The sequence below is a fragment of the Kitasatospora humi genome, from assembly GCF_020907985.1.
In the GTDB taxonomy this organism is placed as follows: Bacteria; Actinomycetota; Actinomycetes; order Streptomycetales; family Streptomycetaceae; genus Kitasatospora; species Kitasatospora humi.
The window spans coordinates 252076-266627 of sequence record NZ_JAJJPA010000006.1 but is presented as its reverse complement, the minus strand read 5'-3'; the positions used below and the strand labels follow the sequence as shown (position 1 = coordinate 266627).

General features: G+C 71.6%; 14 protein-coding genes and 1 pseudogene. 3 read left to right on the top strand and 12 right to left on the bottom strand.

The window, feature by feature from the left end; translation table 11 throughout:
• Both LN042_RS09435 and LN042_RS09430 read right to left on the bottom strand, forming a co-directional pair.
• Nucleotides 1-2383 (bottom strand): terpene synthase family protein (locus LN042_RS09435; RefSeq protein WP_230050371.1); only part of this gene is annotated, 2383 nt, incomplete at its 3' end.
• Nucleotides 2384-2586: 203 nt separating this feature from the next.
• Complete coding sequence (locus tag LN042_RS09430; RefSeq protein ID WP_230050369.1) at nucleotides 2587-3798, bottom strand: pyridoxal phosphate-dependent aminotransferase; 1212 nt, start codon at nucleotides 3796-3798, stop codon at nucleotides 2587-2589.
• An 87-nt stretch (nucleotides 3799-3885) separates the two neighbouring features.
• On the opposite strand from LN042_RS09430, the pseudogene LN042_RS09425 reads away from it, so the two are divergent.
• Nucleotides 3886-4236: pseudogene (locus LN042_RS09425) on the top strand (winged helix-turn-helix transcriptional regulator); the annotation flags it as partial.
• A 73-nt stretch (nucleotides 4237-4309) separates the two neighbouring features.
• On the opposite strand, the gene LN042_RS09420 reads toward LN042_RS09425, so the two are convergent.
• A complete protein-coding gene (locus LN042_RS09420) occupies nucleotides 4310-5209 on the bottom strand; it encodes a helix-turn-helix domain-containing protein (protein WP_230050367.1) in 900 nt (299 codons plus the stop codon).
• On the opposite strand from LN042_RS09420, the gene LN042_RS09415 reads away from it, so the two are divergent.
• A complete protein-coding gene (locus LN042_RS09415) occupies nucleotides 5208-5924 on the top strand; it encodes an alpha/beta fold hydrolase (protein WP_230050365.1) in 717 nt (238 codons plus the stop codon). The two genes, LN042_RS09420 and LN042_RS09415, sit on opposite strands and share 2 nt — an antisense overlap.
• A 50-nt stretch (nucleotides 5925-5974) precedes the next feature.
• Here the strand turns inward: LN042_RS09415 and LN042_RS09410 are convergent, their stop codons facing one another.
• The gene (locus tag LN042_RS09410; protein ID WP_230050363.1) at nucleotides 5975-6844 is read right to left on the bottom strand and encodes a hypothetical protein; all 870 of its coding nucleotides are present in this window, start codon (nucleotides 6842-6844) and stop codon (nucleotides 5975-5977) included.
• A gap of 150 nt (nucleotides 6845-6994) precedes the next feature.
• Here LN042_RS09410 and LN042_RS09405 point away from each other — a divergent pair, with 150 nt between their 5' ends.
• Nucleotides 6995-8674, top strand: coding sequence for an AMP-binding protein (locus LN042_RS09405; RefSeq protein WP_230050361.1), 1680 nt, complete (start codon nucleotides 6995-6997; stop codon nucleotides 8672-8674).
• Nucleotides 8675-8728: 54 nt separating this feature from the next.
• Here the strand turns inward: LN042_RS09405 and LN042_RS09400 are convergent, their stop codons facing one another.
• From LN042_RS09400 to LN042_RS09365, 8 genes are read right to left on the bottom strand one after another with little or no spacing between them, the layout of a single operon-like run.
• The gene (locus LN042_RS09400; RefSeq protein ID WP_230050359.1) at nucleotides 8729-9550 is read right to left on the bottom strand and encodes an NRDE family protein; all 822 of its coding nucleotides are present in this window, start codon (nucleotides 9548-9550) and stop codon (nucleotides 8729-8731) included.
• 12 nt (nucleotides 9551-9562) lie between these two features.
• A complete protein-coding gene (locus LN042_RS09395) occupies nucleotides 9563-9769 on the bottom strand; it encodes an NUDIX hydrolase (protein ID WP_230050357.1) in 207 nt (68 codons plus the stop codon).
• A gap of 53 nt (nucleotides 9770-9822) precedes the next feature.
• Nucleotides 9823-10563, bottom strand: coding sequence for an aldo/keto reductase (locus LN042_RS09390; protein ID WP_230050355.1), 741 nt, complete (start codon nucleotides 10561-10563; stop codon nucleotides 9823-9825).
• Complete coding sequence (locus LN042_RS09385) at nucleotides 10560-11168, bottom strand: AAA family ATPase (protein ID WP_230050353.1); 609 nt, start codon at nucleotides 11166-11168, stop codon at nucleotides 10560-10562. The genes LN042_RS09390 and LN042_RS09385 overlap by 4 nt, the downstream gene beginning before the upstream one ends.
• Nucleotides 11165-11779 (bottom strand): 3'-5' exonuclease, encoded by a 615-nt coding sequence (locus LN042_RS09380; protein ID WP_230050351.1) that lies wholly within the window; start codon nucleotides 11777-11779, stop codon nucleotides 11165-11167. The genes LN042_RS09385 and LN042_RS09380 overlap by 4 nt, the downstream gene beginning before the upstream one ends.
• Nucleotides 11780-11788: 9 nt before the next feature.
• Nucleotides 11789-12964: a radical SAM protein gene (locus tag LN042_RS09375; RefSeq protein ID WP_230050349.1), complete on the bottom strand. Its 1176-nt coding sequence runs from the start codon at nucleotides 12962-12964 to the stop codon at nucleotides 11789-11791.
• The gene (locus tag LN042_RS09370; protein WP_230050347.1) at nucleotides 12961-13458 is read right to left on the bottom strand and encodes a nucleoside-diphosphate kinase; all 498 of its coding nucleotides are present in this window, start codon (nucleotides 13456-13458) and stop codon (nucleotides 12961-12963) included. The genes LN042_RS09375 and LN042_RS09370 overlap by 4 nt, the downstream gene beginning before the upstream one ends.
• A 20-nt stretch (nucleotides 13459-13478) precedes the next feature.
• Nucleotides 13479-14501, bottom strand: coding sequence for a thymidylate synthase (locus tag LN042_RS09365; protein ID WP_230050345.1), 1023 nt, complete (start codon nucleotides 14499-14501; stop codon nucleotides 13479-13481).
• Between the last annotated feature and the right edge of the window lie 51 nt (nucleotides 14502-14552).

Genomic DNA, 14552 nt, shown 5'->3' with positions numbered 1-14552 from the left:
CCGCGGTGGCGGCAGCCGCCGGAGCGACCGCGGCCGGCCGTGTTGAGCGCGGTAGCGGCGGGTGGGGCGCGGCCGGGATCCGGGGGGCCGCTGCCGCGGGCTGCGCGGCGGCGGGTTCGGGCGCCGGAGCCGGAGCTGCGGTGGCTGCTGCCGCCAGCCGGGCCTGGTAGGCCGCCGGTGCGGTGGCTGCTGCCGCCAGCCGGGCCTGGTAGGCCGCCGGTTGGTGCTCCAGCTCGGACTCCCGGTACCGGTCGACGCCGTGGTGCCACACATGGATGCCGCTCATCCAGTTGCGCAAGTCCTGCACGTAGGCCTCCATTTCGGCCCGCTGCTCGCTGGTCAGCCGGAAGTCCTCGTAGAGCTGCGGCAGTTCGTCGGCCGTCAGGTGGTTGAACTGCTCGAGCCGCGACTGCTGCAGGTCGCTGACCACCGCCAGGGCGTGCGGCAGATCGCAGTTGAGGAAGTTCTGCACCACCAGGACGGCGTTGTGGAGGTCGCCCTCGTACTGGATCTCCTTGCGGTGCGAGAAGAGGTCGTTGATCAGCCAGGCGTAGTCGGCGGCCGCGTGCTCCAGGGCCTGGACGGTGCCGGACTCGAAGACCTCGTCCGGCACGGTGCGCTGGTGGGCGAACCGGCTGAGGGCCATGGTGAGGTCGGTGCCGAAGGTGTCCCGGCGCATCTCGATGAAGTCGACCGGATCGGGGATCCGGTTCTCGGCCAGGTTGGCGACCTCCCAGACCCAGCTCCGCAGCATCGCCTCCACGGCCTGCCGGAAGGTGTCGCGGGCCTTCCGGTCCAGCGGACCCGTGGTCTTCGCCCACAGCTCGGCCAGACCGCGCTCGACGGCGGTGGCGGGCTCCGGGCCGGCCGCCGGATCGTCCAGCGGCATGAAGGCGGCCAGCCGCTCCACGCAGGCCCGGGCGCCCGCCACATCCCCGGTGTGGCCGAAGGCGAGCGGGAACCAGTCGTCCGCGTAGGTGCCCCAGACCAGCCACTGGGCGGAGAGCAGCAGCTCCTCCGGCGTGCCGTCCGGGTCGAGGCCGGCCGAGCACAGCGCCAGGTCGTAGTCGCGGATCTTCTTCTCGCTCCACACCCCGGAGTCGGGCACGCCGGGGACCACGTCGAGGTAGCCCATCTCGCGGGCCCAGTCGGTGGAGCGGCGCCGGGCCGACTCCAGGTGGGGGTTGCGGCCGGGGGTGAAGGGCAGTGGGATCTCGGGGCGCTCGTAGGGCGGCAGCACCTGGTAGCGCCGGTGGGTGAACTGCCGCAGCGCGGGCAGGTGGACCACCTTGCCCAGGTCGGCGGCGGCGGTGCCCAGGCCGGTCGGCAGCGCGGAGAAGCCCGGCAGGCCGCTGCGGCCGGCCGGACCCTTGTTCATGTAGCGGCTGGACCGCATGTGCCACTCGTGGCCGCCGGACTGCCAGTCCTGCAGGCCCTTGGCGTAGGCCAGCACCCGGCCCATCTCCGCCATGTCCAGCCGGTGCTCGGCGAAGAGCGGCGGCAGCTCGGTGAAGAAGGTGTTCTCGAACTGGTGCAGCCGGGAGCTGAGCAGCTCGTTGACCGCGTCGGCGGCCTGCTGGGTGCTGTAGTCGAGGAACCGCTCCAGCACCAGCACGCCGTTGCTCAGCTCGCCCTCGGAGCCGATCTCGCGCTCGTAGGAGAAGAGGTCGTTGCGCAGGTGGACGCCGTCGGAGAAGGTGTCGCGCAGCACTCGCAGCGGGCGGCTGTCGGCCACCCGGGCCGGCACCTCGGCCTTGGCCGCGAACTCCACCAGCCCGGCCGACCAGGGCGCGCCGCCGACCTTGCGGCGCATTTCGATGTACTCCACCGGGTTGGCGACCCGGCCCCGGTCGATGTTGGACAGCTCCCAGAGCGACTCGTTGAGCAGGTGCTCGGTGGACTCCCGGAACCGGGCCCGCCAGGCCGGCGACATGTGCGGCACGGTGCGCGCCCACAGGTCGGCCAGGCCGGCCTCCACCGGGTTGGTGGGTTCGGGGCCCCCTTGTCCGGCTTGTCCGGGACGGGTGGCCTCGGAGAGGTCCATCGGCATGAAGAGCGGCAGCCGGTCCAGGTAGGCCTTGCCGCCGGCTCGGTCCAGGGTGCGCTTGAAGGTCTCCAGGAAGTGGTCGTCGAAGAAGAACACCCAGACGTACCAGTCGGTGACCAGGTCGAGCGCCTCGGCGTCGCAGTCGGGGTGGGTGTAGGCGCAGAGCAGGGCGTAGTCGTGGTCCTCCAGGTCCTGGAGCTCCCAGATGCCGCTGCCCTCCAGCATGCCCATCCGGCGGGCCCAGGCCCTGGTGTGTTCCCGGGCGCCCTCCAGGTGCGGGTTGAGCCTGGCCGGGTGCGGCAGGTAGAAGTCGGGAAGCTGGAACGGCTGCGCCACGGGAGATCCCCCCACCGGGAAGTCGGAACGTCGACCCTCCCCATCTTCGGTGGAAGATCGACGTCCGTTAAGCCGCGTGCAGCAGCGCGGACCCGGCGTGCAGGGCTCGGCGCACGAGTTCTTTCGAGTGAATTTCCGTCAGGTCGGTATGACCGGCGAGGAGCCTCGTGCGGGCTACCGCCTGTCCGGTGAGCCCCTGCGGGCTACTGCTTGTACGTGGTCAGGAACCGGCCGATCCGGCTGATCGCGGTCTCCAGGTCGTCGGCCCGCGGCAGCGTGACGAACCGGAAGTGGTCCGGGCGCGGCCAGTTGAAGCCGGTGCCCTGGACGATGTGGATCTTCTCGCGGAGCAGCAGGTCGAGCACGAACTTCTCGTCGTCCTTGATCTTGTGCACCGCCGGGTCCAGCTTGGCGAAGGCGTACAGGGCGCCCTTGGGCTTGACGCAGCTCACCCCGGGCAGCTCGTTGAGCGCCCGCCAGGTGACGTCGCGCTGCTCGGTCAGCCGGCCGTTCGGCAGGGTCAGGTCGTGGATCGACTGGTGCCCGCCGAGCGCCGCCTGCACCGCGTACTGCGCCGGCACGTTGGGGCACAGGCGCATGCCGGCCAGCATGGTCAGCCCCTCCAGGTAGTTGGCGGCGTGCTGCTTGGGCCCGGAGACCATCAGCCAGCCGCTGCGGAAGCCGGCCACCCGGTAGGCCTTGGAGAGGCCGTTGAAGGTCAGCGTCACCACGTCGTCGGCGAGCGCGGCCAGGCAGTGGTGCTCGACGCCGTCGTAGAGGATCTTGTCGTAGATTTCGTCGGCCAGCACCATCAGGCCGTGCCGGCGGGCCAGTTCGAGGATGCCGGTGAGCAGCTCCCTGGGGTAGACCGCGCCGGTCGGGTTGTTGGGGTTGATCACCACGATCGCCTTGGTGCGCTGGGTGATCTTGGCGGCGATGTCGTCCAGGTCCGGGTACCAGTCGGCCTCCTCGTCGCACAGGTAGTGCACCGCCTTGCCGCCGGCCAGCCGGACCACGGCCGTCCAGAGCGGGAAGTCGGGGGCCGGGACCAGCACCTCGTCGCCGTCGTCGACCAGGGCCTGGACGGCCATCTGGATCAGCTCGGAGGCGCCGTTGCCCAGGAAGACGTCATTGACGTCGATGCCGGTCACACCGCGCTGCTGGTAGTACTGCACCACCGCGCGGCGGGCCGGCAGGATCCCGCGGGCGTCGCTGTAGCCGTGCGCCTTGGGGAGGTTGCGGATGATGTCCTGAAGGATCTCCTCGGGCGCCTCGAAGCCGAACGGCGCCGGGTTCCCGGTGTTCAGCCGCAGCACGCTGTGCCCGGCCTCCTCCAGGGCGTTGGCCTGGTCGACCACCGGGCCGCGGATCTCGTAGCACACGCCCGCGAGCTTGCTGGACTGCCGGAACTCCATGTCTGAGCCTCCACACCGCCGAACCTGGATGCTTTGTTCTACCAAGTGGGCACTTGGAAAGTCCAACCTCTTGGCTATGCTGATGGCATGTCACGCCGAAGCTACGACCAGTACTGCGCGATCGCCCGGGCCCTGGACGCGGTGGGGGAGCGCTGGAGCCTCCTGATCGTCCGTGAGCTGCTCGGCGGGCCGCGCCGCTACACCGACCTGCACGCCGACCTGCCCGGAGTGTCCACCGACATCCTGGCCGCCCGGCTCAAGCAGCTGGAGGCCGAGGGCCTGGTGGTCCGGCGCCGACTGGAGCGGCCGGCCAACGCCACGGTCTACGAGCTGACCGGGCGCGGCGCGGCGCTGCGCCCGGTGCTGGCCGCACTGGGCGACTGGGGGCTGGCACTGCTGGGCGAGCAGCGGCCGACCGACGCGGTGCGCGGGCACTGGGTGACGGCGGGCGCGCCGGTGGACCAGGCCGGTCCGGCAGCCGCGGTGCCGGACCGGAGGGTGACGGGAGCGGTCAGCTCGCCAGGCGCAGCGCCGCGCTGATCCAGTCGTGGGCGTCGCCCATGGTCGGGCCCGGGTGCAGGACGCGGACCAGCTGCCAGTAGCGGCTGATCACCGGGTGGGTCGGTTCGAAGGTCGCCAACTCGCGGCGGAAGGCGGCGTCGTCGACCCGTCCGGCGCCGCGGGCGAACGCCGCGACGTAGGCGTCCAGGGCCTCCCCGGGGCCGGGCTCGGCGCCCCGGGCCAGCTCGGCGAGGGCGAGCCGGTAGGCCTCGCTCGTGCCCTGGTAGGTGAGCGTCAGGCTGCGCGTGTCCTTCCCGGCCGGGGGCCGGGCGGCGGCGGCCAACTTCCGGTCACTGCCGAGCGCGTGCAACCGGGCGTAGGCGAGCGCCTGTCGGGGCGTCGGCTCGGCGGGCAGCTCGGGCAGCACGACGTCCACGATCGCGCTCTTCAGCCCGGTCGGCAGCCGCACCGGCAGCACCCGGCGCCAGAACGTCGCCAGGACGTCCAGCCCGGGCGCCGCGCGCAGCGCCTCGCCCAGCGTCAGCAACTCCTCGGGATGGTCCGCCAGTGCGGCCAACGCGGCCTCCCGCCAGCGCAGTTCGGTGAGCTGCCGGGCCAGCTCGGCCCGCTGGTCGGCCAGCGCCCGGTCCAGCGCGAGCTCCCCGGCCGCCACCTCCCCGGCCGTCGGCAGCGACAGCCCCAGCGCCCGCAGGCCGCGAAGCTGCCGCAACCGGGCCAGCGCCGCAGTACCGTAGCGCCGGTGGCCGCCCGCGCTGCGCTGCGCACCGGGCAGCAGCCCCTGGTCCGAGTAGTAGCGCACCGTCTTGACGCTGACCCCCGCCGCTTCGGCCAGCATCCCGATGCTCAGGCTGGTTTCTCCCCCTGGGGGAGTTCCTACGGTCACGCCCATGAGCATATTCGTACTGGTTCCCGGGGCCTGGCTGGACGGCTGGGCCTGGCAGCAGGTGGCGGCCGAACTGACCGCCGCAGGACACCGCGCCGTGCCGGTCACCCTCGGCACCGCGCCGACCGTCGGACTGACCGAGCACATCGCCCGGGTCCGCGAGGTGCTGGCCGAGCAGGACGGGCCGGTGGTGCTGGTCGGCCACAGCTACGGCGGCTTCCCGGTGCTGGGCGCGGCCGACGCCCAGCCGGAGCGGGTGGCCCGCACGGTGCTGATCGACGCGCCGGTGCCGGAGGACGGCGAGTCGCTGGTCGACCTGGTGCCGCCCGTCCACGCGGACACCGTGACGGGCGAGTTGGTGCCCTACCCCGCCCAGGCCTGGCTGGATGCCGGCGACTTGCCCGCCGACATCGCCGAACAGCTGCCACAGCGGGTGCCGTTCTGGCCTGCCCGCAGCATGACCGAGCCGATACGGCTCACGGGTGCCTTCAAGGACCTGCCGATGACCGGCGTCTTCTGCACGCTCAGCGGCGCCGACCTGGCCCTGGTGCGCGGCCTGCACGCCACCGGCGCACCCCGGTTCGCCTGGCTGGCCAACCCCGCCAACCGCTACGTCGAACTCCCCAGCGGCCACTGCCCGATGTTCTCGATGCCCGACCGCCTCGCGGAGGTCCTGGACGCGGCCACCCGCGGCGAGGGCGAACCGCTGCTCGCCGAATAGCCCGCGGCTGACGGGCCGGGCGAGGGGACGGCCCGTCAGCACCGGTCGGATCAGCCCGAGATGACGCAGCCACCGGCCCGGTTGCTCCACAGCGGCTGCATCGCGAAGGTGCCGGTGGGCAGGGTGACGTGCTGGAAGTTGCTCTCGCAGGTGTCACCGATCTCCTGGCCGAGGGCGTTGGTCCAGCCGCCGCCCGGCTGCGGATCGGAGATCGACTCGGCGTACTCGTGGCCCTCGACGATGCTGAACGCGTCCAGCTTGCCGCCGAGCGCGCTGTTGGGGCAGCGGCTGCCGGCCGGGGCGTCCAGCTGGTAGGGCATGTTGGTGTACGAGACGCTTCCGGTGTAGTCGTGCCAGGCGCAGAAACCGGAGTTGGGCCAGCCGTCGGGGGAGGTGCCGTGCGGGCTGAGCACCACGATCTGGGCGTTCTGGTTGCCGGTCACGCCGAAGTGGGCGGCCGCCTTGTTGGCTTCCCTGGCGATGCCGCTCTGCGAGGCGGCGGCCGGCGCGGCGGACGAGCCGTCCGTCCAGCTGCCGCCCAGCACCGGACCGTTGAAGGTCGACCCGGTGCCGGTGTAGTCGGTGTACTGGGAGGTGATGGTGGACCAGTGGTCCTGGCTGGTGCCCAGCCCGTTGAACAGGTTGGTCAGGTACTTCTGCACGCCGTTGGTGTCGCTCTGCCACTGGCTGCCCCAGAAGTCCAGGTAGACCACGGGGTGCTGTTGGACCGGGCCGCCGCCGTACTCCATCGGGTAGCCGGCTTGGACGTCGGGCTGCGGAGCGTAGGCGTGGGCGTGGACGGGGGACGCGCCGGCGCCGGGGGCAGCGGCCAGCAGGGCGGCGGGCAGTGCGGTGACGGCCAGGGCGGCCGTGACGGCTGCCAGGGCACGGCGGACGGAGGACTTCTGGCGAAGAGACATGGGGGCGCTCGCATTCACGGATCAGGAGGAACGTGTGGGGGGTGTGCTGCGGCGACTCGGTCCAGATACTGGTGGCCTGCCGCGCGGTACTCAAGCGCGCCGGCGAGACGTATACACGACAAGGCGGGAAACCGTCCCGAAGGAGTCGCCGTGACCAACGCCACCCCGACCGACCCCACCCCGACCGACCGCTACCGCGCCGCCCGGGACCTGTTGCTGCGTAAGGAGCCGTTCTCCTGGCCCGAGTTCGACGACCGCTTCAACTGGGCCGTCGACTGGTTCGACGCGATCGCCCGGGGCAACGACCGCACCGCGCTGTGGATCGTCGAGGAGGACGGCCGGGAGCAGCGCCGCAGCTTCGACGCGATGGCCCGCCGCTCCGACCAGGTCGCCCACCACCTGGCCGACCTGGGGGTGCGCAAGGGCGACCGGGTGCTGCTGATGCTCGGCAACCAGGTCGAGCTGTGGGAGGCGATGCTGGCGGTGATGAAGCTCGGTGCGGTGATCATGCCGACCACCACCGCACTGGGCCCCGCCGACCTGGCCGACCGGATCGAACGCGGCCGGGCCCGCCACGTGATCGCCAACGCGGCCGACACCGGGAAGTTCACCGGGGGCGGCTGCACCAGGATCGTGGTCGGCGGCCCGGTCGAGGGCTGGGCGCCCTTCGAGGACGCCTACCGGATCGCCGAGCCGGCGCCGCTGACCGCCGTCACCGCGCCGGACGACCCGCTGCTGGTCTACTTCACCAGCGGCACCACCAGCCGCCCCAAGCTGGTGCAGCACACCCAGGTCTCCTACCCCGTGGGCCACTTGACCACCATGGCCTGGGCCGGCCTGCGCCCCGGCGACGTGCACCTCAACATCAGCTCGCCCGGCTGGGCCAAGCACGCCTGGAGCTGCTTCTTCGCGCCGTGGATCGCCGAGGCCACCGTCTTCGTGCACAACTACACCCGGTTCGACCCGTCCCGGCTGCTCGGCGAGCTGCGCCGGGCCGAGGTGACCACCTTCTGCGCGCCGCCCACGGTCTGGCGGATGCTCATCCAGAGCGACCTGGGGATGCGTCCGGGCACGCTGCGCGAGCTGTTCGCGGCCGGGGAGCCGCTCAACCCCGAGGTGATCGCCCAGGTCGAGCGGCGGTGGGGGCTGACCATCCGGGACGGCTTCGGGCAGACCGAGACCACCCTGCTGATCGGCAACACCCCGGGCAGCACGGTCAGGCCCGGCTCGATGGGCCGGCCGCTGCCGGGCGTGCCGGTGGTGCTGGTCGACCCGGTCAGCGGCGAGCCCGCCGACGAGGGCGAGATCTGCCTCGACCTGGCGCGGCACCCGGTCAACCTGATGACCGGCTACCTGGACGACGAGGAGCGCAACGCCGCCGCCATGGCCGGTGGTTACTACCACACCGGCGATGTGGCCGGCCGGGACGCCGACGGCTACATCACCTACATCGGCCGCACCGACGACGTCTTCAAGGCCTCCGATTACAAGATCTCCCCGTTCGAGCTGGAGAGCGTGCTGATCGAGCACCCGGCGGTGGCTGAGGCGGCGGTCGTCCCGGCCCCCGACCCCACCCGTCTGGCGGTACCCAAGGCGTACGTCGCCCTGGCGCCCGGCTGGGAGCCGAACCGGGAGACCGCACTGCTGATCCTGCGGCACGCCCGCGAGAACCTGGCGCCCTACCTGCGGGTGCGCCGACTGGAGTTCTTCGAGCTGCCGAAGACCATCTCCGGCAAGATCCGCCGGGTCGAGCTGCGCACCCGCGAGGAGCAGGGCGGCGAGCGGCCGGCCGAGTGGCGCGACGACCAGTTCCCCGAACTGAAGGGCTGAGCCGAAGCGCGGGGCCCGTCCCGGCGCGCCAGGCGACCAGCATCTTGAAGTCGATCAACCGATGTCTCCGTCCACGCCCGGGGTCTGCAGGTCGGTGGTGATGGGCACCGACTTCAGGAGGATGTGGGTCAAGGGCCGGACGTGCTCCGCGGTACCGAAGTCGTAGCGCACCCGCCCGGGGGCCAGAGCAACCAGGGAGAGCGACACGGTGCCCCAGACGCGTCCGCCCGGTGGCTCCAGGCGGCGTATCAGGGCTGCCGGATCGTCTGGCGGCAGACCGTCGCCGCGTGCGATCGGCAGCCACTGGCCCCACGCGACATCCGGTGGGCCGAACGCCGGTTCGGGGCGGGCGACGGCTTGCAGCCGGGCGCGGAAGTGCGCGGTGCGGGCAGCCATCGTCGCGTGGATGTGGGGCGGGCAGCCGCTGGCGCCCGCCTGGCCGCCCAGGCCGTTGTTGAGCACGATGCTCAGGCCAGTTGGCAGCTCGCTGTCCTGGAGGGTGTTGCCGCTCCAGCTGAGCACCCGCGCTCCACCGGGGCGGGCCAGGATCAGGTGGAACGGGTCGTAGCGCTCCGGCCGGTCGATCCGTTGGCCGCTGGCGGCAACGAGTGGGATCTCGCCCCGGGAACGCCGCCGGTGACGGGGGACGCGCGGGCCGAAGCCATTCAGCAGACAGGCTGTCACCGGCTCCCGGCAGCCGGTGACAGCAAGCCACGTCCCGCCCGCATGCAGGTCCAGACCGCCGGTGATGGCGGGTCGGGACGGCCAGTGGCAGCCGGGCGGCAGCCACTGGCGGTCGGTGTACTCGTCCCGGACGGCGAGCAGGAGGACCGGCACGGCCGATCCCGGGTCGATGCTGACGAACGCCGTGCACACGGGCGGCCCCTTCTACTCGGTGCTCAGGTGGCGGGCGGCCACGAGGATGCCCAACGACGCTCCGGGCAGGGTCAGTCGGCCGTCGTACGCCGCCTGGACAGCTTCTGGCAGGTCCCACCACTCCATGCTCATACCGGTCTCCGAGGCGGTCAGCTGCTGTTCGCCGAGGATCAGGTCGCGCGCCAGGAAGAGATGCAGGCGGGCGGTGTTGCGGGTCATCGGAGGAACTTCTCTCGGGGAATCCAGGTCTGTGCCATCGCGGTGCCCCCGCCTCAGGCCACGGGCGCGAACAGCGCGCGCAAGTGGGCGGCGTCCGAGGTGCCGGGGATCGGCGCGACCTGCGGACCGAGGTCCAGCAGCCACTGCAGCGCCGCCACCGGGTCGGGCGCCAGCCCGGCGTTCAGCGGCCGGTACGGCACGTACGGAATGCCCTGGTCCAGGCAGTACGGCAGCGCTGGGTCGTCCGGCTCCTCGATGTTGAGGCAGTTCTGCACGGCGGCGACCGTCACCAGCTCGCGGGCCTCCTTGATCTGTTCCGGGCTCACCTTGGAGAGGCCGATGGCACCGATCTTGCCCTCGGTCCGCAGGCCCTCAAGCTCCCCGACCTGATCGGCCAGCGGCACCGTGGGGTCCACGCGGTGCAGATAGCACAGGTCGAGCCGGTCGGTGGCGAGGCGGCGCAGGGATGCCTCGACGGCGGCGCGCAGGTACTCGGGGCGCCCGAGCGGGCGCCACACGTTCGGCGCGGGCCTCACCATGCCGACCTTCGTGGCCAGTAGCAGTTGCTCCGGGTACGGCTGCAGCGCGCGGCGGAGCAGGTCTTCGACTGTGTGCGGGCCGTAGGCGTCGGCGGTGTCGATGTGGAGAATGCCGAGTTCGTTGACGGCCGTTCGCAGCAGCTCGACGGCGCCGACCAGGTCGCCCGGGTAGCCCCAAGTGCCGGGCCCGGTCAGGCGCATGGTGCCCAGGCCCAGGCGGGGGACGGTCTTGCCCGCGATGGTGATGTCGTTCACGCGGCACTCCGGGCAGTCCAGGCAGCGGTGATCGTCTCGACGGCCGCTTCGACCGCGGCGGCGTGCCCGTCCGCCGGCACCTGGAGGTGCGGGACGGTGTGGGCGTTGAGCCTCCGGTGCAGCTGCTCGTCCACGCCCTGGCGGAACGCGGTGTCGGTCCAGTCGGGGTCCTTGCCCGGGCGGACGGCCAGCGGCAGCTGCGGGTCCAGCACGGTGGCGAGGAACACCGCCGGGGCCGGAGCGGTGATTAGCTGCGCCAGCCCGGTCACGCGGGACAGCTCTTCGAGGTCCGGGCGCTCGTTGCGGTGCTGGAGGGCGGCCAGGTAGTAGGCCAGGGCGTCGTACGGGGTGCGGTCCACGATCACCACGTCGGCGACGAGTTCGGCCTCCAGGATGGCGGTGGCGGTCGCGCTGATGATCCAGGCGGTGGACTGGGCGGTGTGCCGGGTCATCTTCGGGAAGCCGAGTTCGGCGGCCCGCCTGGCGAAGCCGCCGGTGCGGGCGACCGTGATGCCGGTGGCGCGCAGCTCCATTTCGATGCGCCGGGCGAGGGTGGTCTTGCCGGTCGAGTGTGTTCCGGCGACGTAGAGGCGAAGGGGGGTCACCACAGGGTCTGTTCCTCCGAGTCGGGGGTGGCGAGCAGGGGGGCGCCGGGCATGCCGGGCGGGACGGCGGCGGCGGTCAGCGCGTCCCAGGTGTCGTAGTGCGCGGCGAGGTTGAGCAGGAGCAGGGCGGTGGCGTGGGCGTCGAAGCCCGCGCGGTGGCGCTGGCCGGGAACCGTCGTCAGGTCGATGCCGGTCAGCTCGACCAGCGCGTCCAGGCTGTACCCGGCGGCCTTCGGGTAGGTCGCGCGGGCGAGCCGCAGGGTGTCGATCACCCCGGCCGGTTGCCAGGTGGGCATGTGCCGCAGTAGCACCCCGTAGTCCACGTGGGCGGCGTGCGCCGCGATCCACACGCCCTCCAGCTCGGCGTGCACCTTCGGGCCGACCTGCTCCCAGGCCGGGGCAGAGGCCACGTCCTGGTTGGTGATGCGGTGCACGCGGGTGGCGAACGGCGTGATCGGGTGCGGGGGGCGCAGCAGCACGGAGCGGGCGGACGACGGCACTGGGCTCCCGTGTTCTACGGGGATCGCCGCGACCTCGACCAGGTCGGGTGGCTGGGAGCCGTTGCCCTCCACGTCCACGACGAAGAGACGGGGCCAGGTGCCGAAGTCCATTGGTGCTCCTCAGTGAGGGGCCGGCCAGCCGATATCGGCCCGGCCGTGCCTGCGGTAGCGATGCGGCTTGTCACGGTCGTGGACCTGGTATCCGAAGCCGTGCTGCAGGAAGTAGCGCGGCGGCTCGTTCAAGCCAGAGACGATGATGGCGCGTTCGTTCACCTCAACGCCCCCGGTCGCCCCGAGAGCACGGGCCTGCTCGGTCGCGTCCTGGAGAGGGGGCGCCTGCCAGGCGTTGCGGCACAGGCCCAGCTGCGCCACCGGGCAGATGTCGCACAGCTCCTGGATGCCGTAGTGCCCGTTGTAGTCGGGCACCTTGTGGGCGAAGGCGACCCCGCAGCTGGTCTTGCGGAACAGGGGCCCGTACGGCTCGCCCTGGTCGTCGGGGCGGCGGAAGGCGGCGAGGATGCGCTGCTCGGACTCCTCCGGCATGATCTTGCGCCGGGCGGTGTCCTCGTAGGGCATCGGCAGGCCGTGGTCGGCGTAGTACCTGGCGATCTCGTCGCGGAAGAACAGCCCGGTGAACACGGTCGCGTCGGCGTGCTTCGACAGCTCCAGGGCCCGTTGGATGTGCTCGTCGGAGTCGTTGAGGCCCGGGACGATCGGCCGCCAGTAGAGCACCGTGCAGTAGCGCTCGGCGTGGCGGTGGAGGGTCTGGAGGCTGGCTGCGGCGATGGTGGAGTCCACCGGCTCGATGCCCGGGTGGTCGATGCCGGAGTGGGTGACCAGCATCGTCAACCGAATGTTGCGGAAGGAGTTGAGGACCTGGCAGTCCTCCGGGGTGACCCTCCACCTGGTGATGATTAGGACGTGGTTGGTCAGGCCCTGCTCATCCAGCAGCCGCAGCGTGTTGAAGGTGTGCGGCTTGACGACGGGCAGCATCGGGTCGGTCGCCCGGTTGAAGATCTGGATCGGCGTGCGGTCGCGGCGGAAGTACTGGTGTCCGGTCAGCAGCGCCACGGCGGCCTCGTCGCTCATCAGCGCCCGGGGCGTCTTGAGCTCGAAGTTCCCGAACAGGTGCCGCACGCAGTAGCCGCAGTCCAGCGGGCAGCCGACGATGTGGTTCAGGGACAAGCCCGACTTGCGGTACTCGATCACCTCAGCCAGCTCGGGCTGGAGCTTGCCGATCTGCTCGGGGGTAAGGATCGGCAGCGGGCGCCGGGCCATGGGAACGGCGGTCGTCATCGGTGGTCCTCCTTGATGTCGAGTAACTGGTGCTGGTCGGCGCCGAACCACGTTCCGAAGTCCCGGCGGGCGGCGCGAGCGTGGTCGGACGTGTGGATCAGGTTCTCCACCAGGCGCTGCTGGGCGCGGGCAGCGGTGAGGCTGTCGGTGCCCAGGTCGGCGCGGACGGTGCCGGGGGCGGCCTGGGTTGGGTCGAAGTGGCCGAGGAGGTCGCGCAGCCGTTCCGGGGTGCCCGGCTCGCCGTGGGCGAGCGCCACCTCCACCTGCTGTCCCACGTACGTGCTGCGCAGGCAGGCGGGCACGTCCACCTCGAACAGATCCCGGTCAACGAGCAGGTCCCAGTAGTGGACGTGGATCTGCCAGTCCGCCACGACGACCCGGCGCCGGTGCACGATCTGCGCAGCGGGCTCCAGCCGGGCCAGCACCCGATCGGTCAGGCCCCGGCGAAGGCAGTCGGGCTTGAGGAGGACCACGCTCCACCGTGACCAGTCCACGCCATGCAGCGGATCTGGCCTCACGCGACCTCCCCGGTGGCGACGCGGGTGAGCCAGCGGCGCTCGAACTGCCAGCGCGCCCCGGGTTCCAGCGCTTCGAGGAGGTGCCGATCGACGAGGTCTTCCGGGCAGTTGACGATTTGGCGGTGCGCCTCGAACAGCAGCAGCACGCGCTGCCAGTACACGGGCAGGTCCAGGGCGGCGACATCGGCCGGGGTGTATTGGACCTGGTTGGTGCGCAGCAGCTCCTCGTGCTCCAGCACGGTGCGGATGTGCTTCCAGCTGGTGTTGATGGGCATCACTGGGGCCGCGAACGGCGGCGCGGTCTTCGGGCTGGCCACCGTCTCCTCCAGCACCCGGCCCGCGCGCTCCAGGTCCCGGACGCCGACGTGCAGCGACCCCACGTGGTGGGTATACGAGCCCAGGCGCAGGCCGAGCTGAGCGGCGGCGAACTCCTGGATCAGGGTGAAGGAGTAGACATCGCAGACCATGCCGCGGTTGGCGTCGTTGGCCCGCATGTAGGTGACCATGTGCAGGTAGCCGTCACGGGCCAGCAGTTGGAGGCCGACCAGACACGGCAGGTCGGGGTGGCCGATCTCCTCCAGGTCGCCGGCCTCGAACACCGGCAGGTAGGCCCGCTTGCTGTCCGTCTCGGCGCGCAGCAGCTCCAACGCGCGGTCGAAGGCGGAGGGGGCGCCGTCGGGGCGGGGTGCGAAAATCCTCGCCCCATAGGAGGAGCCCTCGATCGTCGTGCCGTCGCGCGAGTCCGCCCGGCGGCGGGAGGCGTAGTGCCCGATCAGGTCCAGGTTCCGCAGGCCGCCCAGGTACCAGAGTGCCTCCGCGTAGTGGTACACGGGGTTGACCGGCCGGCTCGTCAGGTACAGGGCCCGCTGGCGCGGGTCGGTGAGCCGGAAGCTCGCGCCGATGACCTCGTGACTGTCGTTGCCGCGAGCGGTGTTGACGTGCTCGTAGTTCTCGGTCACGTACCGCAGGACGGCGGCGTAGGCGTGCTGGAACGAGGGGAACGTGGCGGGTGCAATCACGCTGAACTCCACTTTTGCAGTGCGGCTTGGTAGGGATGGAGACGGGCGCGA